The organism is Saccharopolyspora spinosa NRRL 18395, assembly GCF_000194155.1.
In the GTDB taxonomy this organism is placed as follows: Bacteria; Actinomycetota; Actinomycetes; order Mycobacteriales; family Pseudonocardiaceae; genus Saccharopolyspora; species Saccharopolyspora spinosa.
Genome location: NZ_GL877880.1, coordinates 473159 through 494923 on the forward strand (window position 1 = coordinate 473159; position 21765 = coordinate 494923).

Here is a 21765-nt window from a genome sequence, read left to right on the forward strand (position 1 = left end):
ACCGGGCGAGATAGGGCCCTTGCCTCTGCGATTTCTCAGCTCGGGGCGGCAGGGTGGAGTCGTGGATCTGCTCGACATCGCCCGCTGGCAGTTCGGGATCACGACGGTCTACCACTTCCTGATGGTCCCGCTGACCATCGGGCTGGCGATCCTCGTCGCCGGGATGCAGACCGCGTGGTATCGCACCGGCAAGCAGCGCTACCTGAAGATGACCAAGTTCTGGGGCAAGCTGCTGCTGATCAACTTCGCTATGGGCGTGGTCACCGGCATCGTGCAGGAGTTCCAGTTCGGCATGGCCTGGAGTTCCTACTCCCGCTTCGTCGGCGACGTCTTCGGCGCGCCGCTGGCAATGGAGGGGTTGCTCGCGTTCTTCGTCGAGTCGACCTTCCTCGGCCTGTGGATCTTCGGCTGGGACCGGCTCTCCAAGGGCGTGCACCTGGCCTGCGCCTGGGCGTTCTCGCTGGCAACAGTGCTGTCCGCCTACTTCATCCTGGCCGCCAACTCGTGGATGCAGCACCCGGTCGGCATCGAGCTCGTCGACGGCCGGCCCCGGCTGACCTCGATCTGGGCGGTGCTGGGCAACAACACCGTGCTCGCGGCGTTCCCGCACACCGTATTCGGTTGCTTCGCGGTCGCTGGCTCGTTCCTGATCGGCATCGCCGCCTGGCAGATCGCCCGGCACCACCGCAAGTCCGACGTCGACGACGAGGACCGCCGCGCCTGGCACGGTTCTATGCGGCTGGGCGCGTGGGTCGCGGTGGTCGCGTTCGCCGGGCTCGCGATCTCCGGGGATGTCCAGGGCAAGCTGATGTTCCAGCAGCAGCCGATGAAGATGGCCTCCGCCGAGGCGCTGTGCCACAGCGAGGCGCCCGCCAGCTTCTCGATCTTCGCGGTCGGCGACGTCACCCGCCCCGACTGCGAGAACGTCAAGAGCATCACCGTGCCCTACATCCTGTCCTACCTGGCGGAAGGCGACTTCCACAGCGAGGTCAAGGGCGTGCAGGCGCTGATCCCGGAGTACCAGGCCAAGTACGGCACGCACTACCCGGACGACCCGCGGCTGGGCGCGTTCGCCGGGCAGCCCATCGACTACGTGCCGAACCTGCCGGTGACCTACTGGGGATTCCGGTTCATGATCGGCTTCGGCGGGCTGGCGGCGCTCGGCGCGCTGGCCGTGCTTTGGCTGACCCGCAAGCGGAAGTTCCCGCCGGGCAAATGGTGGGTGCCGCTGGCGGTGCTGAGCATCGCGCTGCCGTTCCTCGGCAACGTCGCCGGTTGGGTGTTCACCGAGATGGGCCGCCAGCCGTTCGTGGTCGTGCCCAACCCCGATCCGTCCGGCGTCGACGGCGTGTGGATGTACACCGCTTCGGCCGTGTCCGCGGGCGTGCACCCCGGCGAAATGCTGACCTCGGTGATCGTGCTGACCGCGCTGTACGGGGTGCTCGCGATCGTGGAGATCTTCCTGATCATCCGCTACGTCCGCGGCGGCTTCGACGGGGTGATGCCGCCGAAGCCGCCCGAGGGCGAGGAGAAGTCCGGCGAAGCCCTGTCCTTCGCGTACTGAGAGGCTGCACCTGCGATGGATCTGCCCACCTTCTGGTTCTGCGTGATCGTCCTGTTCTGGCTGGGCTACCTGTTCCTGGAGGGCTTCGACTTCGGCGTCGGCATGCTGCTGCCGGTGCTGGGCCGACGCAACGAAGAGCGACGGGTGCTGATCAACACGATCGGCCCGGTCTGGGACGGCAACGAGGTCTGGTTGATCGTGGCGGGCGGCGCGACGTTCGCCGCCTTCCCAGGCTGGTACGCGTCCCTGTTCAGCACGGCCTACCTGCCGTTCCTGGTGCTGCTGGTCGCGCTGATCGGGCGTGGCGTGGCGTTCGAATACCGCGGCAAGGTGGACACCGCGCGCTGGCGACGCACCTGGGACGCGGTGATCGTGCTCGCCTCGTGGATCTCGCCGATGATCGTCGGGCTGGTGCTGTCCGCGAGCGTCTTCGGCCTGCCCCTGAACGAGTACGGGGACCGGGTCGGCGGCTGGTGGACGATCTTCACGCTGCCGAACGTGATCGGCGCGCTCGCGGTGTGCGGGTTCTCCCTGCTGCACGGTGCGGTGTTCCTGGCGCTCAAGACGGACGGCGAGATCCGGGAGCGGGCGCGGCGGTTCGCGCTGCGGGCCGGGGTGCCGCTGCTGCTGCCGGTGATCGCGCTGGTGTTCATCGCGCAGCTCCTGGAGGGCGAGACCTGGACCTGGGTGCCGCTGATGATCGCGCTGGTCGCGGCGTTGGCCGCGCTCGGCAGGCTGTACCGGTGGCGGGACGGCCAGGCGTTCGCCCTGCAGGGCGTGGCGCTGGTCGGCGTGGTGGTAACCCTGTTCGGCGCGCTGTGGCCGAACGTGATCCCGTCCACTTTGGACCCGGCGTGGTCGTTGTCGATCGCGGAAACCGCGTCCAGCCCGTACACACTGACGGTGATGACGTGGGTGGCGGCCTTCGGAGCCCCGGCGGTGCTGATCTACCAGGGCTGGACGTACTGGGTGTTCCGCAAGCGCATCGGCACCCAGCACATCCCACCGGCACACGTCCCCAGCGCATGACGATTTTCGCAGGTCAGAGACCATGAGTACGTTGGGCTGCGATAGCGACCCAACGTGCTCACGGGCACCTACCAGCAGAAACTGCGGTGCCGAAGGCGAGCCGGAGACGCCGCAAACCCCGCGGGATGAGCCGGGAAGCAGCACATGACAGGGAGTTCGTGATGGGTCCGCTGGGAGCACTGCCGCGGTTGTCCGGGGCGGCCCGGCGTGCGCTCGTCGTGGCCGGGCTGCTTTCGGTCGGCAACGCCGTTGCGCTGATCATGCAGGCCTGGGCGCTGGGCAGCGCGCTCGCAGCGGTGGTGACCCGGGGCGCGGCGCCGGAAGCGATCGGTCACTACCTGGTCGTGCTGGCCGCAGCGGTGGTGGCGCGGGCCGTGCTGGGCTGGGCGACCGAAACCGTGTCCGCCCGGGCGGCGGCGGGCGCGAAGGAGGAGCTGCGCGGCCTGCTTCTGGACTCGGCGTTGCGCCAGGGGCCGGAGTGGATCCAGCAGCGCGGCCCGGCCGAGCTGACCGCGCTCGCCACGAAGGGCCTCGACTCGCTCGACGCGTACTTCACCAAATACCTGCCCGCCCTGGTGACCGCCGCGGTGGTGCCGCCGCTGGTCGGGGCCTGGATCCTGTTCTCCGACTGGGTTTCCGCGCTGGTCGTCGTGATCACCGTCCCGCTGATCCCGCTGTTCGCGTGGCTCGTCGGAAAGTACACCGAGCAGCGCACCTCGCGGGCCGCCGACGCGGTGCAGCGCCTGTCCGGCCAGCTGCTGGAGCTGATCCGGGCGCTACCGGTGCTGACGGCGTTCGGGCGGGCGCAGTCGCAAGGCGAGGTGGTCCGCCGGGTCAGCGACACGCACCGCCGCACCACGATCGCGACCCTACGCATCGCCTTCCTGTCCGCGCTGGTCCTCGAGCTGCTCTCGTCGCTGTCGGTGGCGATGGTGGCGGTCGGCATCGGCCTGCGGCTGGTCTCCGGCGACCTCGACCTGGCGACGGGGCTGCTGGTGCTGGTCCTAGCACCGGAGTGCTACCTGCCGCTGCGTGCGGCCGGAGCCGCCCATCACGCAAGCGAGGACGGCGTCGAAGCCGTCCGCAGGGTCGACGAGATCGTGAACGGTCGCACCGCTTCGCGTCGGGGTGAGGGAGATGAAGCGAACGGCCCGTTCACATCGCTAGGCGACGCAAACGGTCCGTTCGCGTCGGTAGGTGGGGCGAACGGTCGCACCGCTTCGCGGGGTGAGGGAGATGAAGCGAACGGCCCGTTCACATCGCTAGGCGACGCAAACGGTCCGTTCGCGTCGGTAGGTGAGGCAAGCGGTCCGTTCGCTTCGGAGGGGGTGGGTTCGGGCGAACGGCCTGTTGACCTCGTTCATCGGCGTGAGCGGTTCGTTCGCGCCGACAGCGCGTTGCGCGTGACCGGTTTGCGGGTGCGGCGGCGGGGCGGGTTCGCGCCGGACGGGTTGAGCTTCGTCGCGCGGTCCGGCGAGATCGTGCGGTTGGAGGGTTTCGACGGGATCGGGCCGAGCGGCAGCGGGAAGTCGACGACGATGGCCGTGCTGCTCGGCTTCGCCGCCCCGGAGGAAGGCGCGATCACCTGGGGCGGCGTGGACATCACCGAGCTCGATGCGGCCGAGTGGCGGCGCCGCATCGCATGGGTTCCGCAGCGCCCAACCTTCACCGGCGGCACCGTCGCCGACGAACTCGCGGTCGCCACGGCCGACCAACCCGACCTGACGGCCCACGTCGACGAAGCGCTGTCCGAAGCGGCCGCCGCCCACCTCCGCGACCGCCGCATCGACGAACTGTCCACAGGGGAGCGTCAGCGGGTCGCGGTGGCCCGAGCCCTGCTGAGGCTGCACGGCGAAGCGACGATCCTGCTGCTCGACGAACCGACTGCGCACCTGGACGCGGCGACGGCGCACCAGGTCAACGCCGCCATCCGACGCGCCGCCGACACGGGCGCAACCGTCGTGCTCGCGAGCCACCGCCCAGAGGCGGTCGCGACCGAACTGGAAGCAGCCACCGCGGCCGTCCCGGCCGCTCCGCCCGACCTGCCGGCGGCGACCGGTCGCATCCGCGACCTGATCACGCCGCGAACGCTCCTCGGCGTCGGCCTCGGAGCGTTGTCGCTGCTCTCCGGCCTCGCGCTGACCGCGACCTCGGCCTGGCTGATCGCCCGCGCTTCGCAGCAGCCGCCGATCCTCACGCTCTCGGTCGCTGTCGTGGGAGTGCGCACCTTCGCGCTGTCGCGCGCGGTGCTCCGCTACGCGGATCGGCTCGTCACGCACGACGCTGCCTTCCGGCTCTCCGGCCGCCTCCGGCGGCAGCTGTGGGAGGCCCTCGTGCGACTCGGACCGGTGCGCACCGCCGGGCTGCGCCGCGGCGAGGGGGTCGCACGGCTCGTCGACGATGTCGACACCGTCCGAGACCTGGAGCCTCGCGTGATCCTCCCGCCGCTGGTCGCGGCGGTCGTCGTGGTCGCGGCGGTGGTGCTCCAAGCACTGGTGCTGCCCGAAGCGGGCTTGGCGCTCGCAGCTGCGCTGCTCGTCGCCTTCGGGGCGAGCCCGCTCGCTGCGCTCGCGGCTGAGCGCCGCGCGACCACTGCCGTGGCCGAAGGGCGGCGCCGCGTCGCAGCTCGCGTGCTCGCGCTGCTTGACGGCTCTGCGGAGCTGCTCGCCTTCGGCGCGCACACCGAGCGTCGAGCGGAACTCGCTGCCGCCGACGAGCAGCTGGCTGCCCGCGCCCGCCGCGCAGCGTTCGGCGCAGGTGCCGCGACTGCGGTGAACACGCTGTTGGTCGGCATCGCGGTGCTCGGCGGAGCCTGGTTCGGTGCGACGGCGGTTGCCGAAGGCCGCCTGGCGCCGGAGCTCGCGCCACTGCTAGGCCTGGTGCCGCTAGCGGCGGCGGAAGCCGTCGCGTTGCTGCCGCCAGCGGCGCAGCAGTGGCAGTCGCTGCGCGCGGCGCAAGCGCGCTTGGCACCGCTGCTGGCGGCAGGGTCTGGCGAGCCGCAGGCGAGTCGTGGCCGTGCGGCGGAAGCGGCTCGGCGGGGCGGCGGGGCGGGGCTTTGGTCTGCGAGTCGTGCTGGTGCGGCGGGGCGTGGAGCGGCGCAGAGGAGCGGTGAAGCGGAGCCTTCGGCTGTTGGCCATCGCGGTGAGTCGAGGAGCGGAGCGACGACCGCCGGTGGCGGGGAGGTTCGCAGGGCTCCGACCAGCAGTGCCGAATTCGTTGGTGTGCGTGGAGATTCCCGCAATGGTAATCAGCGCGGTGAGGCCGAACCGAGTTCCGGTGGCGTCGAGCTCGCCGGTGTCGACGTCCGGTGGCCTGGGGCGGCGGAGTTGGCCTTGCGGGGCGTGGATCTGCGCGTGCCGGATGGGGCGCACGTCGCGGTTGTCGGGCCCTCGGGCGGCGGGAAGTCGACGTTCTTGGCGCTGCTGCTGGGGTTCCTGGGTGCCGAGCGCGGCGCGGCGCGGGTGCCGCAGTGGGTGGCGTGGTGCCCGCAGGAGCCGCAGTTGGTCTCGACGACCATCCGGGAGAACCTGCGGCTCGCCGCGCCGCACGCGAGCGACCAGGAGCTCGGCGAGGCGCTCCGGCTGGCGGGGCTGCCGGGCTGGGACGAGCGGTTGGACGAGCTGGTCGGCAGCGGCGGAGCGGCACTCTCCGGCGGCGAGGCGCAGCGCCTCGCACTGGCACGAGCCCTGCTGTTCGCGGATGCGGACCTGATGCTGCTCGACGAGCCGACCGCGCACCTGGACGTGCCGACGGCGGAGGAGCTGCTCGTCCGCCTCCGCAGCGAGCTGCGGGGACGCACTGTCGTCCACGTGACGCACCGCTGGTCGGAGACCGAGCACGCCGACATCGTCCTGCGAGTCGAGGGCGGCGAGATCACGGTCGTCCGCAACAACCAACGCGAGGAAGCGCTCTCGTGAACGCCGTCTGCGTGCCGTCGCCCCTCCTCGACCGGCAGCCCCGAGACGCACCGTTGCGGAAACGCGGGCCAGCCAACCCTGGGCAAGGCACGGGCTGGGATGCAGGCAGCCCAAAGCACGCGATGCACCACATCGCACAACGCCATGTGGCGCGCGGCCACGGCACGACGGACCATGCTGTCGCGGGAAGAGCCCTTCGCCCGATCGGCCTTGCCGAGATCAGCGCCGTGATCGGTCGCGCGGACCGGGCACGCCGCCGGGACCGCGAGGTGCGACGATTTCGCGCGACATCGCCGCGATCAGCGCGGGGGCTGCCAGCCGGAAGTAGCGGGACGCGCTGTGAGCTGCGTCGTTCGGAGCCGACTTCGGGCCTGCGGGAGCTATAGCCTCGTGAATGTCATGGATTCCACCCTCGCCAGGCGCATGCTGGCAGCGTCCACCGAGATCACCCGGGCTGCGCTGTCCGCGGAGGATCCGGACGCCGTCCTCCCGCTAGTCGTCCGCCGCGCCGCCGAACTGGCGGAGGCCGACCTCGGCGTCGTCACGGTGCGCGCCGACGACGGCCGCCTGACAGTCGAAGCCACCTACGGCGCGCCCACCGCGATCGGCCCGCTCGCCGACCCGGTCGGCACCGTCCTGTCGTCGCGTTCGGCGGCGGCGCGGGTCGCCCGCAGCGGCGTGCCGGTCGTCGTAGACGACCTGATCGACGACCCGCTGACGGCCCCGTACGTCCCAGCCTCGCTGCGGGTTTACGGCCCGTTCGCCGTCGCGCCTTTCGGTACCCGCGAGCGGCGGCTCGGCGCGCTGGCCGTCTACCGGCGGCGCGGTGCCAGCACCTTCACCAGGGTTGCCGTGGACGTGCTGACCTCGTTCGCGGCTCAGGCCGGTCTTGCGCTGGTGCTCGCGGAGGGCTCCACGGCTCGCCAGCGCATCGCTGTCTACCAGGAGCGGGAGCGCATCGCGCGCGACCTGCACGACGTGATCGTGCAGCGGCTCTACGCCACCGGCGTGCAGCTGGAGGTCTTGGAGCGCCGGCTGTCGGGCCAGCTCGACACCGCCGATGCGGCCCGGCTGTCCGAGACGATGGAGCAGATCGACCAAGCGATCGCCGAGGTCCGGGCCACCGCCCGCACGCTGCGCTCCGCGGACCCGGAAATCCCCGCGCACGCGCCGTTGCTCGACGACTCGATGCGTTCCGAGGTGCAAATCGCCGGGGAGCTGATGGGGCGTCCGCCGCGGCTGGAGATCGACGGGGACTTCAGCGACGTGCCGGTGCCGCTGGCCGACCACGCCCGCGCCGCGCTCCGCGAAGCGCTGTCCAATGTGGTCCGGCACGCCGGGGCGCAGACCGTGCTGGTGCGGGTGCGGCGCTCGGATTCGGGGCTGCTGCTGCAGGTCGTGGACGATGGCTGCGGAATTCCGCGCGACGTGAGCAAACGCGGCCTCCGCAACCTCGAAGAGCGCGCGGTCGCGGCGGGCGGCCGCTGCGTGATCACGTCCTCGCCGGACAGCGGCACCACGGTCACCTGGGAAGTTCCGCTCTCCAGCAGCACCTGAACCAACGCCAGATCTGGATCCGTCGCGCACTCATGAATGCTTTTCGGCGCTATGGAGCGCAATGGAGGTTGTTTTGGAGGTGGTCGTCCGGGTGCGGTAGGGCGGGCTTTTGTCTTTGAAAACGCCGAAGTCGCTTAGCCCACCCTCGCACCTTGCACCGCTGTGAGTTCTCAGACTGTGCCCACCCGTCGGGGTTCTGGGCGAGGCCAGTCTCCAGCGTGTTGCATTGGCATTCATGAGTCGGGGATCCCGGAGTTCAGGCGGCGTCTGAGGTTCCGCTTCCCGCACCGCCACGCAGGACGAATCTGGAAACCGTCTTGCTCAGCTCTGGCTTTGGCGACGGGCGACCCAGGCGGCGGCTTGAGTGCGGCGCTCCATGCCGAGCTTGGCCAGCACCGAGGTCACGTAGTTCTTGACCGTCTTCTCCGCTAGGAACAGCCGCTCGGCGATCTGCCGGTTCGTCAGCCCCTCGCCGATCAACTCCAGCACCTTGCGCTCCCGCTCGGTCAGGGCGGCGAGCTCGTCCGGCTCGGGACTGGTGGACTGGCGCAACCTAGCCAGGACCCGGCCGGTGGTGATCGGATCCAGCAGCGAACGCCCGACCGCGACCTCGCGCACCGCGTTGACCAGGTCCTGCCCGCGCACCTGCTTCAGCAGGTAGCCGGACGCACCGGCGTTGATCGCGCCGACCAGCGCCTGCTCGTCGTCGAAGGCCGTGAGCACCAGGCAGTACGGCGGCTGCGGCAGCTCGCGCAGCCTGCGGCACAGCTCCAGCCCGTCGCCGTCGGGCAGCCGCATGTCGATGACCGCGACGTCGGGTTCGGTCGCCTGCGCGCGCACCAGCGCCTCGCCGACGCCGCCGGCCTCCGCGACGATCACCACGTCTTCCTCGGTGTCCAGCAGGTCGCGGAGCCCGCGCCGGACCACCTCATGATCATCGACTAGCAGCACCCTCACTGGCACGAGCACCACGCTACGTACGTGCTCGGAGGCGGATGCGCTGAGGGTCGCCTGAGACGACCGGGTTACTTCCGGACCTTCGCCGCGCCCTTGACCGCGCCGACGCTGTGGTGGGTGTGCGCGGCGACCTTGCGCGCGCGGCGCTTGGCCCGGTAGCCGACGGACGGCTTGCCGCCCGTGTCGACCGCGGTGATCAGCAACCCGCCGAGCAGCCCGATGTTCTTGAGGAAGTGGATCTGCTGGTTGGCCCGCTCCTGGGGGTTGTCGATCTCCCAGAACGCGTGCGCCGCCAGCGTGGTCGGCACGGTGCTGCCAGCGAGCAGCAGCGCGGCCAGCCGCGGGAATTTTCCGAGCGCCAGCAGGGCTCCGGCCCCGATCTTCACCACGCCGTCGATGCGCACCAGCGTTTCCGGATCGGTCGGGAACTGTTCCGGCAGCGAGTCCTTGAGCGGTGCCGTGGTCTTCTCCAGCAGCGGGGCGGCAGCCTTGGCGTGGGTCGGCGCATCGCGCAACGCCCCGATCCCGCCGTAGATGTAGATCGCGGCGAGCATCGGCCGGGCCAAACGGCGAATGAGCATCTGGGGACCTCCTCGGTGGTCGGCCGGTGTGCCCGACGGTACTCATTTCGACCTCGGCCCGCTTGATCATCTGAACCTGCGTCTAAGAGACTCAACTTTTATCCGTCCATTGGGAACAAGAATGGTTCCAGGTCCGTTGGAAGGGGTGAATGGCCTGGAGCGCAGGGCTCGGGCTGAGAACCCGGGAGGGATTGCACGATGACGCTGGTTCGCCGGTCCACGTGGGACCCGTTCAACAGCCTGGTCCGGCAGTTCGACCGAGACCTCGACTTCTTCGGCCGACGGTTCTTCGCCGCCCCGAACGGGGCCGGTTTCGTGCCCGCTGCCGACGTCGAACGCGACGGTTCGGACGTGGTAATCAAGCTGGATCTGCCCGGCGTGGACATCGCCGAGGACGTCAACGTCGAGGTCGCGGACGGCCGGTTGGTCATCAGCGGTCAGCGCAACAGCGACGAGACCCGCGAGGTGGACAACGCCGTGCTGCGGGAGGTCCGCAGGGGCTCCTTCCGCCGCGAGTTCGACCTGCCCGAAGGGGTTGGTGCCGACCAGGTCGAGGCCGACTACGACCGAGGCGTGCTCCGCGTGCGAGTGCGCGACATCAACAAGCCGGCCGCCGGCCCGGCCAAGATCGAAATTCGCAGCGGCGCCCCGGAGGAGAACTGACAGCCCTGGTGGGGCCCGCCGAGTGCGGGCCCCACCAAGGCAACGTGCCCCACCGGTTGTGCGGGTTGTCGCTGGCTGACGCCGTGAGCCCCATGTGGTACCAGGGCGGTGCAGCCGCTGTCCGCGAGTTCGCCGCTCGGGCGACTGCGGAGGCGCTCGCGGTTGCTTTGCAACGCCACGGACTGATGTCGAGCAATGTCGCCGAAACGCTCGCGCACCACGCCGAACAGCTCACCCACCTGCTGGAATCCGGCCTTGCTGAGCCGACCTGGGCGGGCGTTCTCCGACGCGCCGCCGGCTGACCTCCTGGGCAGGATGTTTCCCGAAACCTACCGGGAGCGCACCTACCGGCAGCGCACCTACCGGGAGCGCGCAGAATCGGCCGCATTCCGGCACCGACACCGTGCGCGCTGCAGGACACGGCTGCGGCTCGACGGGTCCACGCCCGATCGTCGGTGGCACCAAACACGTCCTGCGGGCGCATGGCTGACCACGTCCAGGAAAAGCTGATCTTTGCGGCAGAGCCCGGCTACACCATGCCTCGGCCGCTCGGCTGACCGGTCTCAGAGCTGGTCGACGTGGGCGAAAACCTCGTCCCACGCCGCCGCGACCTGGCGTGCGCACAGTTCCGGGGCGGCCCCACCGATGCCCGTGCCCAGGCCGGGCATCGCGACAGTCCGGACCACTTGGTGGACCGGGGTGCCGTTCTCCAGGACACCGCTGGCCCAGAGCCGCAGCACGGCTCGCGCCGCGAGGTAGGGGTGGACCGTGTCAACGGGGAGCCGCTCGCCGGGTTCCCGCATCGTGGGAGCGCTGATCAGCCAGATCGGGTTCGGGGCTCCGGTGGGCACCAGCAGCGCTTCGCCGACCGGCAGCTCGCCGCCGTGGTACGCCAGCACCGCGCTGCGGACCTGCTCCTCCACCTCGGGGAAGGCACAGGCGTACACCGCGTCGATGCCGCCCCGCATCCAGCCGTAGGAGTTAGCCGGACTCACCACCGCGTCGACCCGAAGGTCGAGCACTGAACCCCGGTGAAGGGTGAGGCCGGCTCGGCCGTCGGCGATCTCTTGCCAAGCGGCGGCCAGCGGCTCGTCCAACGCGCACAGGACAAGCTGCAGCTCCGGCTCCGCTCCATCCGCTGAGCGCCCCGAATCTGCGGTCACGCCCCACAGCATCGCAGGAATGTGTGAGGCGGTGGCATTGGGTAGGTCACACATTCGCCGATTCGTCGGAGCGCGGTCCCGCCGCTCGGAACCCGGTCGGTGCGCCCCGCCGTCGAGTGGACGCCCGCGCCCGCGCGCCCGGACGAACGGCAGTCCGCCTTCCGGCCGCCGAGGTTGCGCCGTCGACGCCGCCACGCGCCGCGGACACGTCCCCTCTTAGTCTGGGCGGGTGCCACAAATCGCGTACCTCGGCCCGCCGGGCACCTTCACCGAACAGGCCACCCGACAGCTGACCTGGGATTTCGACGCCGAACTCAGGCCGTTCGAGACTGTGCCGCTGGCGCTTGCCGCGGTGCGCTCCGGCATGGTGCTGGCCGCCGGAGCGCCGGTGGAGAACTCCGTCGAAGGCTCGGTGCCCGCCACGCTGGACGCAATGACCACCGACGAGCCACTGGTCGCGGTGCAGGAAGCCTTGCTGCCGGTGCAGTTCGACCTGCTGGGTCGGCCCGGCATCGCGATGTCCGAGATCAGCACCGTGGCGAGCCACCCACACGCCCTCGCCCAGGTCCGCAGGTGGTTGGCCGAGAACCTGCCGGGCGCCAGCGTCCGCGCGACCAGTTCCACCGCCGCGGGGGCCGCAGCGGTGGCGGCCGGGGAGTTCGACGCGGCGATCTCCGCGCCGGTGGCCATCGAGCACTACCCGTCGCTGGTGCGGCTAGCCAGCGGCATCGCCGACGTGCGCGATGCGGTCACCCGCTTCCTGCTGGTTCGCCGCCCCGGCGCGCTGCCGGACCCGACCGGCGCGGACCGGACCTCGGTGTGCGCGGTGATCAGCGACGAGGTCGGCACGCTGGCCGAGATGCTGACCGAGTTGTCGCTGCGCGGCGTCAACCTCAGCCGCATCGAATCCCGGCCGCTGCGGGAGCGGTTCGGCGAGTACCGGTTCTTCCTCGACTTCGACGGGCACGTCGCGGACGCGCGGATCGGCGACGCGTTGACCGCGCTGCGCCGCCGCTGCAGCACCGTGTGGTTCCTCGGGTCCTACCCGAAGGCGGACCGCTCGCCGGCCAGCGTGCGCCCAACCGCCTCGGAGCAGGCGTTCCAGGTGTCGGCGGGGTGGCTCGAAGACATCCGCGCGGGACGGTTGGCATGATCGATTTCGGGTTCGAACTGGAGGCACCCACCGGATTGCGCCTGATCCTGGCCCGCCACGGGCAAACCCCGGCCAACGTGCGGCAAGCGCTCGACACCTTGCCGCCCGGCCCCGGCCTGACCGAGCTGGGCGAGCAGCAGGCGGCGCGGTTGGCAGAGCGGCTGGCCGAGGAGAAGATCATCTCGGTCCACGCGAGCCGCGCCCTGCGCGCGCAGCAGACGGCGCAGCCGTTGGCGCAGCGGCACCGGCTGCCGGTCGAGATCGTCGAAGGAACGCACGAGATCTACGTCGGGGAGCTGGAAGGGCGTGGCGACTCGGAGGCGCTGCGGATCTTCGACGACGTCTACGAGAGCTGGCATGAGGGCCGGATCGACATCCCGATGCCCGACGGGGAAACCGGCCGCGAAGCGCTGACCCGGTTCGTCGGGGGTGCGCGCAGCGCCATCGACGGCGCGGGTGACGGCGCGGTGGCGCTGGTCAGCCACGGCGCGATGCTGCGGCTCGCGGCGTGCGCCATCGCCGCTAACGTAGACGGAGCCCACGCCAATGCGAGGCATCTGCCGAACACGGGCGTGATCGTCCTCGAAGCCGACCCGGACGTCCGCACGGGCTGGCGCTGCCTCTCCTGGGACGGCCTCGACACCCACCTGATCTGCAGTCTCACCTGACCACAGTTTCCATTGAAACTGAAGATCACCGGGGGTCTGGCACGGTCTCAGTTGAAACTGGAGATCGCTGGGTGTCTGGCACAGTTTCAGTTGAAACTGTGCGTTCCGGGGCCTGGTGCCCAGTTTCAACTGAAACTGTGGTCACCATGTCGTTGCCGGTTCAGCCCCAGCCCAGGGCGTGGAGCTTTTCGTCGTCTATACCGAAGTGGTGGGCGATTTCGTGCACCACCGTCACCGCGACTTCGTCGACCACTTCTTCCTCGTCCGCGCACATGCCCAGCAGCGGCTCGCGGTAGATCGTGATCCGGTCCGGCAGCACCCCGCTGTAGGTGCTGTCCCGCTCGGTCAGCGCGATGCCCTCGTACAGCCCGAGCAGCGACGGGTCCTCGGGGTTGGTGTCTTCCACCAGCACCACGACGTTGTTCATCGCGGCCGCGAACTCCGTGGGCAGCAGATCGAGGGCGTCGGCCACGAGTTCCTCGAACCGGGCGCGGGTCATCTCCACCGGCATGCACCCGTTCTACCGCACCCGGCAGGTGTCAGCGGGGCTCCGTCGCGGGCACGCCCGGCTCGTTCGGGGCCGTGTCCTTCGGCGCCGGCTCCTTGCCGACCTGCACCTCGCCCTTGACGCTGCCGGTCACCGGCGCGAGCCCGCTGCCGTCCGGCAGCTGCGCGCTGACCTTGCAGTTGACCTGCCGCGAACCGGCGTCCCAGCTCTCCGGCGCCAGCGTGTCCCAGTAGGGAACCAGGCCCTTGTCCTTGGCGACCGTCGGCCCGCCCGCGAACTGGTCGGTCAGATCCGCGCACCTGGTCGCCAGGAAGCCGTCCTGGTCCTGCTCCGGCGGGTAGCCGCCGGGGAACTGCTCGCCGAGGTCGACCTGGCCGGTGATCTCCACCGAGTGCGGCCGGGCGCAGTCCACCGGATCCCACACCGCCGTGCCGTTGATACCCAGGCAGCGGCCAACCGGGTAGACGTTGGACTGGTCCATCTCGGCCGCGCTGCCGGTGATCGGGTAGAGCTTGCCGGACGGCCCGGGCTGCTGGATGCCGCAGTGCAGCGTCCGGTCGCCGTCGGCCCAGCCATCCTCGCTCGGGGTGAACGCGCCCACGCTGAACCGGCCGTGCGGGTCGAACTGGTTGGACAGGAAGCCCTTCGACACGTCGGTGCAGTGCTGCTGCTTGATCTGCTGCCACTGCTCGGTGTTCGGGAACGGGGCGTTGTCGCCGAACTTGCCGCGCAGGTCCGAGCTGCCCGTGACCTGGAAGAGGTGGGGTTCGGCACAGGTGACGTTCCTGATATCGCCGGCGTCGGGGTCGTTCCAGTTCAGGCAGTCGCCCGCCTTAGCATCGAACACCGCCTCCGGCGCCGGGGCCGAACCGATCTGGCCGGAGCCGCCGACCCCGGGGCCGCTGCCCCTGGGACCGCCGCCGATGGGCCAGTTCAGCACCGCGCTGACCACGAGGATCAGCAGGGCGCCGATGGCAGCCGAGATCATCACGACCCGAGTGCTGGGCTTGTTCCGGCGTGGACTGGGAGGGGATTTGCGCGCTGCCATCGAACACATGATGCCTCGACGCGTCCCGATTTGCGCGATGCCCTCGGGGCGGTTCGGAACCGATTCGTTGCCGGGCACGTCGCCTCAATAGGTAATGTTGCGTTCGGGAGTGGGGCTATGACGGAAGATGGCAAGCCAGTGGCAGACGACGAGCAGCCGCACGGGGACGCGGGGACCCCGGCGCAACCGCTGTCGCCCCAGCCCTCGGAAGAGGCGGGGCGCGGCCGGATCCGGCACCAGGATCCCGAGCACACGACTCCGCGCGAGCCGACGCTGGCCGAGCAGCGCGCCCGCATCGCCGCCGAGAAGCGCCGCGAAGACGAGCACCGGGCCGAGCTGGAGGCCGCGGCGGACAAGACGAAGAAGCGGCGCCGCCTGATGATCGGTGGCGGCGCGACGGTTGGCGTCGTGGCGCTGGTGGCCGCGATGTACACCGCGTCGGAAGTCAGCAGCGAGGCCAACGCCGTCACCCAGTACTGCGCGGCCGACCAGGGCGGTCAAGCCGTCGCGGCGAACGACGAGAACTGCGACGAGAACTACGTCCGGTCGCACGGCGGATATGTCGACCACAGCAGCGGTTTCATCTTCATGCCGCTGTTCCTCGGCGGCCCACCGGCGCCCCAGTACCGCTACGCCTACACCTCCCCGGGCTCGCCGGCACCCTCGGTCGGTTCGTCGACCGGCGGCACCTTCACCAAGCCCGCCGATTCGACGATCAAGACCAAGTCCGGCTCCACCATCCAGCGGGGTGGGTTCGGGATCAGCAGCAAGAGCGGCAGTAGCGGGAGCTGACGAGTGCGGCGCAGGACCACGGCACGACGACCGGACTGGCAGGCCAAGGTAGAGGAGCTCGGGCTCGTCTTCGGGACGCCCGCGCGCGCGGCGGACGGCACGGCGCGGCCTTACTGGGACGAGGGCGTGCACTACGAGTTCAGCCTCGACGAGGTGCTGTCGCTTGAGGCGGACGTCGAGCTGCTGCACTCGATGTGCCTGGACGCCGTCGATCACGTCATCATCACGGAGCGATACAAGGACTTCTCCATCCCGGAGTGGATCTGGCCGCGCATCGCCGAGTCCTGGAAGCGCCACGATCCGCACCTCTACGGCCGGTTCGACCTGCGCTACGACGGCAGCGGCCCGGCGAAGCTGCTGGAGTACAACGCCGACACCCCGACCTCGCTGCTGGAGGCGGCGGTCGTGCAGTGGCACTGGCTGACCGAGTGCCACGAGGGCGACGACCAGTGGAACTCCATCCACGAGAAGCTCGTCGAGCGCTGGGGCGAGATCACCGAGCAGCTGGCCACCAACGAGGTGCACTTCACCTGGTCGGCCGCGGACGTCACCGGCGAGGACAACATCACCGCGGCCTACCTGCAGGAGACCGCGGCCGAGGCCGGGCTGGACACCGTCGGCCTGCCGGTCGAGGAGATCGGCTGGGACAGCCTGCTGGAGCGCTTCGTCGACCTGGAAGAAGCGCCGATGAACTCGGTCGTCAAGGTCTACCCCTGGGAGTGGATGGTCGACGACGACTTCGGCAAGCACGCCGTCAGGACGCTGCCGGCCACCCAGTGGGTCGAGCCGCTGTGGAAGATGCTGCTGTCCAACAAGGCGCTGCTGGCGATCCTTTGGGAGATGCACCCGGGGCACCCCAACCTGCTGCCGACGTTCCTGGACCAGCCCGGCCTGCTCACCGAGTACGTGCGCAAGCCCCGCCTCGGGCGCGAGGGCAACAACATCGCGGTCGTCGCGCCGGGCTGGGAGACCGAGACCGGCGGGGTGTACGGCGAGGAGGGCTACGTTTACCAGGCCTTCGACCCGCTGCCGGAGTTCGACGGGATGCGCCCGGCCCTCGGGGCATGGGTGGTCGGCGACGCGTCGGCGGGCCTCGGCATCCGCGAGACGGCGGGCCTGATCACCGACGACGGCGCGGCCTTCGTGCCGCACCGCATCCCCGCGAGCTCCTGACCCCATACCCCGATCGCCGCAGGACGCACCCTGCGGGTGGGTCGGTCGCGGTGGGCGACTACGCTGACCAGCTGTGATCGACCTGAAGACGCTACGCGATGATCCGGAAGCGGTGCGCGCTTCGCAGCGCGCGCGAGGAGAGGACGCGTCCCTGGTGGATGCGCTGCTGTCCGCTGACGAGCGTCGCAGGTCTGCGGTGTCCCAGGCGGACAACCTGCGCGCGGAGCAGAAGCAGCTCGGCAAGCAGGTCGGCAAGGCCAAGGGCGAGGATCGCGAGGACTTGCTGACCCGGGCCAAGGAGCTCGCCGCGCAGGTCAAGGAGGCCGAGGCGGAGCAGTCGGCGGCCGACGAGGAGCTGCTGCGGTCGCAGAAGGCCGTGTCCAACGTCGTCGAGCCCGACGTGCCGCCGGGCGGCGAGGACGACTACGCAGTGCTCGAGCACGTCGGGGTGCCGCGCGAGTTCGACTTCGAGATCAAGGACCACGTCGAGCTGGGCACCGCCATCGGCGCCTTCGACATGGAGCGCGGCGCGAAGGTCGCCGGCGCCCGCTTCTACTTCCTGACCGGCATCGGTGCGCAGCTGGAGCTGGCGCTGCTGAACATGGCCGCCGCGCAGGCCGCCGCCGCCGGTTTCACCCTGGTCGTGCCGCCGGTGCTGGTTCGCCCGGAGATCATGGAGGGCACCGGGTTCCTCGGCGCGCACGCCACCGAGGTGTACCGGTTGGAGGAGGACGACCTGTACCTGGTCGGCACCTCCGAGGTCCCGTTGGCGGGCTACCACGCGGGGGAGATCGTGGACCTCTCCGCCGGGCCGCTGCGCTACGCGGGCTGGTCGACGTGCTTCCGCCGGGAGGCCGGTTCCTACGGCCGGGACACCCGCGGCATCATCCGGGTGCACCAGTTCAACAAGCTGGAGATGTTCGTCTACTGCCGGGCGGACGAGGCCCGCGACGAGCACCAGCGGCTGCTGGCCTGGGAAGAGGAGATGCTCGCCAAGATCGAGGTGCCCTACCGGGTGATCGACACGGCGGCCGGGGACCTCGGCGCGAGCGCGGCCCGCAAGTTCGACTGCGAGGCGTGGGTGCCGAGCCAGCAGACCTACCGCGAGTTGACCTCGACGTCGAACTGCACCACGTTCCAGGCGCGGCGGCTGAACACCCGCTACCGCGACGAGGACGGCCGCCCGCAGATCGCCGCCACGCTCAACGGCACGCTGGCCACCACCCGGTGGATCGTCGCGATCCTGGAGAACCACCAGCAGCCGGACGGCTCGGTGCAGGTCCCCGAGGCGCTGCGCCCGTTCCTCGGCGGCCGCGAGGTCCTCGAACCCAAGTGATCGCCCAGGCCGGGGCTGTTTCGAGGCTCGTTTCGCGTTGCGGCGCGGGTGGCGGAACCTCAGCGGTCTTCTCGACTGCGGGATCCGGACTTGTGTATGGACCAGTACGCGGCGTCCGGGCTGTCCCCGCGAGAAGACTGCTGAGAACCCGCGGCGGTGCCAGTTTCGGGTGTGGGTTAAGCGGCTTCGCCGCTCCAAGACAGAACCCGCCAAAGGCATCGCGACACGCTCATAGGGGCCTGACCAGCTAGTTCAGGCCGCCTTGGTGATCTCCGCAGCGAGGCTGCGGTCGAGGGTCGCCCGGACCAGGGCGGCCGCCAGGCGGGCGAGCTCGTGCCCTTCGACGAAGCCCGCGAGCCGGTCCGGATCGGTGGGCAGGCCGAGCTTCTCCGCGCCCGCCAACGCCTTCTTGTCGAAGAACGGCCGGAGCTCGGGCCACACCAGCTGCACCTCGCGGCAGAAGATGTCCGCGCCCACCGGCCCGAGCCGGGGAAGTTCGGTGAGCCTCTCCTGCAGCAGGTCGATGTCCCCGTCGGCCTTCGCGCGCATCCGCCGGAGATCCCCGTGGTACCGGTCGATCAGCAGCTGCGCGCCCTTGCCGAGTGCCGTCGACGTGCTCTCGTCGTACCGCGCGTAATGCCCGCGGTCGAGCGCGTCGACCCGCTGTTGCCAAGTCGCGTCGCACATCTTCTGCGGCGTCCCGAACTCGGCCAGTTCGCGCGCGGCCGAAACTGCCAACTCCGCCTTGATCCGGGTGGACATCAGCATCGACAGCACCAGCAACCGGTACAGCGGGGCGGGTTTGTTCGCCAACGAGATCCCGGCTTGGGCGGCATAGGTGGCAGCAGGAATTGCACGACGTTCTTCACCGACATCGCCACCACCTCCTGCCGGAAAGGCCTACCCGGCTGTTCCCGGGGGCACACCTGCGGTCGCGGCGAGGTCGCCGCATCCGACTTATGGTGGGGGCGTGTCCAACCCCCCTGGTGGCGCGCAGGCCCTCGCACTGGCCGGTCTCGGCGACCGGATCCGCCGGTTGCGGCTGGCTCGCGGGCTAGACCAAGTCGATCTCGCCGGGCAGGCGGAGCTGGACCTCGAGCACCTGGTGAGCGTGGAGCGCGGCGAGGCGAAGCCGTCCTTGGAAGTGCTGGCTCAGCTGGCGACCGCGCTGGACGTCGGGTTGTCCGAGTTGTTCACCGACGACAAGCCTGGCCCGGCCGTGATGGTGTTGCGCGGCAACGAGGCGCCGACGGTCGACACCGACGGCATGGCGCTGCAGGTGTTGACGCCGCGCGCGGTGATCCCCGGGCTCTACGCCGCTCGCTACCGGATTTCGCCGACCAGCGAGGGTGTGCGGCCGGTTCGGCACGAGGGGCACGACTGGCTCTACGTGCTCAGCGGGCAGCTGCATATCGAGTTCGACCAGGGCGCGACGACCCTGCGGGCCGGCGACAGCGTCAGCTTCAGCGCCCGCGTTCCGCACCGGCTCTCGGCGCTTGGCGGGGTCCCCGCGGAGTTCCTCGCGGTCGGGGCGGCGCTGCCGGCGTCGCCCCACGGCGAGGCTTGATCACTCCTGCCAGATTTCCTCGACCTCGGCGATTTGTCGGGCGTGCCGCTGGGTGCTTGCCAGCAACCTGCGGTCACGAGCGCGGTCGTTGCGAGAGCGGCGAACGGCAGAACGGTGAATCGGCGAGTACGCCCCCATGTAGTGCATTGCATGCTCTTTGCGATGCGTCGGCGCGTGCTCGGGTTGTCACGGGGTGATCACAGTTCGGGCAGGACCTCCGAGGCGATCTCCTCGACAGTGGACTCCTTGCCCGCGTACGGCTCGTCGGCGCGCGGCCAATGCGTGATGACGTCGGTGAAACCGAGCTCCGAGGCGCGGCCGACCACGTCCCGGAAATAGTCCACACTGGACATCGAGTAGGCCGGTGCGGCGTCCACCTGCAGGTACTTGTCGAAATTCGCCGGGTCGCGGCCCTGTTCGGCGAGCACTTCGGCGAACCGCAGCGACAGTTCGGCGATCGACCGCCACCAGGTCTCCACGTCGTCGGCGGGCTGGCCGGTGGTGACCCAGCCCTGGCCGTACTCCGCTGCCAACCGCATCGACCGCGGCCCGTCGGCGGCGATCACGAACGGCATCCGGGGCAGCTGCGCGCAGCCGGGCGCCCGGTGCGCTTGGACGGCCGTGTAGTACTCGCCGGAGTAGTCGGTGCAGTCGTGGGTGAGGATCTGGTCGAGCAGCTCGACGAACTCGGTGAACCGGTCGACGCGCTGCCCGGCGGTGAGTTCGGCGCGGCCCAGCACGTGCGCGTCGAAACCGATGCCGCCCGAACCGATGCCGAGCGTGATGCGGCCGTCGGCGATGTCGTCCAGCGCGGTCAGCTCCCGCGCGAAGTGCGCGGGGTGCCGGAAGTTCGGCGACGCGACCAGGGTGCCCAGCCGGATCGTCGAGGTGAGCGTGGCGGCCGCGGCCAACGTCGGGATCGCGTCGAACCACGGCTTGTCCACCAGGGACCGCCAACCGAGGTGGTCGTAGGTTCAGGCGTGGGCGAAGCCGTACTCCTCGGCCATCCGCCACAGCGGCTCCGCAGCCCACCAACGGTGTTCGGGCAGAATCACGATCCCAACTCGCACGCCGTTGACCGTACTGGTCGAGCCCCTTATTTATCGACCCGATCAGGTGACGCGGAACGTGGCGCGGATTGCGTAGGAGGGGCCGGGCCTCCCGCGCGACGACCGGGACCGGGCAGGATGACTGGGTGCGCAAACCTGGCCTGGTGGCATCGGACGTGGACGGAACCCTGCTCGACCCGATGGAGCGGGTGAGCCCGCGAACCGCGCGGACGGTGCGGCAGGTGGTGGCGTCGGGCACGCCGTTCGTGCTGGTCACCGGGCGTCCGCCGCGCTGGATGCCGATGGTCGTCGGTGAGCTGGGCGTGTCCGGGGTGGCGGTTTGCGCGAACGGCGCGGTGCTCTACGACGCGTCCGCCGACCGGGTGCTGCACAGCCACGTGATCGACCCGGTGCTGCTGCACGATGTGGCCCGCGAGCTGCGGCACGAGCTGCCGGGCTGCGCCTTCGCGGTGGAGCGGACCACTGACGGGGCGCAGGACCGGCTCCACGAGCAGTTCCTCGCCGAGTCCGATTTCCGCCGGGTGTGGCCGGATTCGGACATCCGGGTGGCCGGTGCGGACGAGCTGACCGGCAAGGCCGCGGTCAAGCTGCTGGTCCTGCACGAGCACCTGACCAGCGCGGAAATGGCGGCGGTGGCCAGCGAGGTGCTCGGCTCGCAGCTCCAGCTGACCTACTCGACGACGGCCGGGCTGATCGAGCTGTCCGCGGCGGGCGTCGACAAGGCGACCGGCCTGGCCGCGGTGGCCGCGGAGCTGGGCGTGGACCAGGCCGACGTGATCGCGTTCGGCGACATGCCCAACGACGTCCCGATGCTGAAGTGGGCGGGCCACGGCGTGGCGATGCGCAACGCCCACCCGGAGGCCCTGGCGGTGGCCGACGAGGTCACGACCACCAACGCCGAAGATGGCGTGGCGCACGTCCTCGACCGCTGGTGGTGACCACAGTTTCAATTGGGTGTGGCTCTTTTGAGGTGAGGTCATGCTGCCTGGGGGATGGCGTTGTGGGTGGTGAAAGGGGGG

The 21765-nt window shown here is 70.3% G+C and carries 19 protein-coding genes and 1 pseudogene; 13 read left to right on the forward strand and 7 right to left on the reverse strand.

Annotation, left to right across the window (positions count from 1 at the left end; translation table 11 throughout):
- Positions 1-61: 61 nt before the first annotated feature.
- The 4 genes from SSPN_RS0132910 to SSPN_RS0132925 all read left to right on the forward strand — a co-directional run bounded on the left by SSPN_RS0132910 (position 62) and on the right by SSPN_RS0132925 (position 8067).
- A complete protein-coding gene (locus tag SSPN_RS0132910; RefSeq protein WP_010313402.1) occupies positions 62-1564 on the forward strand; it encodes a cytochrome ubiquinol oxidase subunit I in 1503 nt (500 codons plus the stop codon).
- Positions 1565-1579: 15 nt separating this feature from the next.
- A complete protein-coding gene (gene cydB / locus SSPN_RS0132915) occupies positions 1580-2593 on the forward strand; it encodes a cytochrome d ubiquinol oxidase subunit II (RefSeq protein ID WP_010313404.1) in 1014 nt (337 codons plus the stop codon).
- Positions 2594-2754: 161 nt separating this feature from the next.
- Positions 2755-6510, forward strand: coding sequence for an ATP-binding cassette domain-containing protein (locus SSPN_RS60745; protein ID WP_010313406.1), 3756 nt, complete (start codon positions 2755-2757; stop codon positions 6508-6510).
- Between the two features lie 399 nt (positions 6511-6909).
- Positions 6910-8067 carry a GAF domain-containing sensor histidine kinase gene (locus SSPN_RS0132925; RefSeq protein ID WP_010313408.1) on the forward strand — a complete coding sequence of 386 codons (1158 nt, stop codon included), beginning with the start codon at positions 6910-6912 and terminating at the stop codon, positions 8065-8067.
- A gap of 321 nt (positions 8068-8388) precedes the next feature.
- On the opposite strand, the gene SSPN_RS0132930 is transcribed toward SSPN_RS0132925, so the two are convergent.
- Both SSPN_RS0132930 and SSPN_RS0132935 read right to left on the reverse strand, forming a co-directional pair.
- Positions 8389-9030: a response regulator gene (locus SSPN_RS0132930; protein ID WP_029535968.1), complete on the reverse strand. Its 642-nt coding sequence runs from the start codon at positions 9028-9030 to the stop codon at positions 8389-8391.
- A 62-nt stretch (positions 9031-9092) separates the two neighbouring features.
- A complete protein-coding gene (locus SSPN_RS0132935) occupies positions 9093-9605 on the reverse strand; it encodes a DoxX family protein (RefSeq protein ID WP_010313413.1) in 513 nt (170 codons plus the stop codon).
- Positions 9606-9803: 198 nt separating this feature from the next.
- On the opposite strand from SSPN_RS0132935, the gene SSPN_RS0132940 reads away from it, so the two are divergent.
- Together SSPN_RS0132940 and SSPN_RS0132945 are read left to right on the forward strand one after the other, a co-directional pair.
- Positions 9804-10268 (forward strand): Hsp20/alpha crystallin family protein, encoded by a 465-nt coding sequence (locus SSPN_RS0132940; protein WP_010313414.1) that lies wholly within the window; start codon positions 9804-9806, stop codon positions 10266-10268.
- Between the two features lie 83 nt (positions 10269-10351).
- Entirely contained in the window at positions 10352-10570 is a 219-nt protein-coding gene (locus tag SSPN_RS0132945) for a hypothetical protein (protein WP_143539444.1), read from the forward strand.
- 261 nt (positions 10571-10831) lie between these two features.
- Here SSPN_RS0132945 and SSPN_RS0132950 read toward each other — a convergent pair whose 3' ends face one another.
- Positions 10832-11443 (reverse strand): macro domain-containing protein, encoded by a 612-nt coding sequence (locus tag SSPN_RS0132950; protein WP_044576136.1) that lies wholly within the window; start codon positions 11441-11443, stop codon positions 10832-10834.
- Positions 11444-11660: 217 nt separating this feature from the next.
- Here SSPN_RS0132950 and pheA point away from each other — a divergent pair, with 217 nt between their 5' ends.
- Complete coding sequence (gene pheA, locus SSPN_RS0132955) at positions 11661-12584, forward strand: prephenate dehydratase (protein WP_010313419.1); 924 nt, start codon at positions 11661-11663, stop codon at positions 12582-12584.
- Positions 12581-13252, forward strand: a complete 672-nt coding sequence (locus SSPN_RS0132960) for a histidine phosphatase family protein (protein ID WP_010313421.1) — start codon at positions 12581-12583, stop codon at positions 13250-13252. The genes pheA and SSPN_RS0132960 overlap by 4 nt, the downstream gene beginning before the upstream one ends.
- A 160-nt stretch (positions 13253-13412) precedes the next feature.
- On the opposite strand, the gene SSPN_RS0132965 is transcribed toward SSPN_RS0132960, so the two are convergent.
- Together SSPN_RS0132965 and SSPN_RS0132970 are read right to left on the reverse strand one after the other, a co-directional pair.
- The gene (locus SSPN_RS0132965; RefSeq protein WP_010313422.1) at positions 13413-13763 is read right to left on the reverse strand and encodes a metallopeptidase family protein; all 351 of its coding nucleotides are present in this window, start codon (positions 13761-13763) and stop codon (positions 13413-13415) included.
- A 28-nt stretch (positions 13764-13791) separates the two neighbouring features.
- Positions 13792-14748 carry a septum formation family protein gene (locus SSPN_RS0132970; protein ID WP_237710878.1) on the reverse strand — a complete coding sequence of 319 codons (957 nt, stop codon included), beginning with the start codon at positions 14746-14748 and terminating at the stop codon, positions 13792-13794.
- A gap of 177 nt (positions 14749-14925) precedes the next feature.
- Between SSPN_RS0132970 and SSPN_RS0132975 the strand changes: the two genes are divergently transcribed.
- From SSPN_RS0132975 to serS, 3 genes are all read left to right on the forward strand, one after another.
- The gene (locus SSPN_RS0132975) at positions 14926-15600 is read left to right on the forward strand and encodes a hypothetical protein (protein WP_010313424.1); all 675 of its coding nucleotides are present in this window, start codon (positions 14926-14928) and stop codon (positions 15598-15600) included.
- Between the two features lie 3 nt (positions 15601-15603).
- A complete protein-coding gene (locus tag SSPN_RS0132980) occupies positions 15604-16773 on the forward strand; it encodes a glutathionylspermidine synthase family protein (protein ID WP_010313425.1) in 1170 nt (389 codons plus the stop codon).
- Positions 16774-16846: 73 nt separating this feature from the next.
- Complete coding sequence (gene serS / locus SSPN_RS0132985; RefSeq protein WP_010313426.1) at positions 16847-18109, forward strand: serine--tRNA ligase; 1263 nt, start codon at positions 16847-16849, stop codon at positions 18107-18109.
- A gap of 252 nt (positions 18110-18361) precedes the next feature.
- Here serS and SSPN_RS0132990 read toward each other — a convergent pair whose 3' ends face one another.
- Positions 18362-18922 (reverse strand): hypothetical protein, encoded by a 561-nt coding sequence (locus SSPN_RS0132990; protein ID WP_010313427.1) that lies wholly within the window; start codon positions 18920-18922, stop codon positions 18362-18364.
- 157 nt (positions 18923-19079) lie between these two features.
- Here SSPN_RS0132990 and SSPN_RS0132995 point away from each other — a divergent pair, with 157 nt between their 5' ends.
- On the forward strand, positions 19080-19676 hold the full coding sequence (locus SSPN_RS0132995; protein ID WP_010313428.1) for a helix-turn-helix domain-containing protein: 597 nt from the start codon (positions 19080-19082) through the stop codon (positions 19674-19676).
- A 197-nt stretch (positions 19677-19873) separates the two neighbouring features.
- Here the strand turns inward: SSPN_RS0132995 and SSPN_RS46930 are convergent.
- Positions 19874-20746: pseudogene (locus SSPN_RS46930) on the reverse strand (LLM class flavin-dependent oxidoreductase).
- Positions 20747-20871: 125 nt separating this feature from the next.
- Here SSPN_RS46930 and SSPN_RS0133010 point away from each other — a divergent pair.
- Positions 20872-21684 (forward strand): HAD family hydrolase, encoded by an 813-nt coding sequence (locus SSPN_RS0133010; RefSeq protein WP_010313433.1) that lies wholly within the window; start codon positions 20872-20874, stop codon positions 21682-21684.
- Positions 21685-21765: the final 81 nt, after the last annotated feature.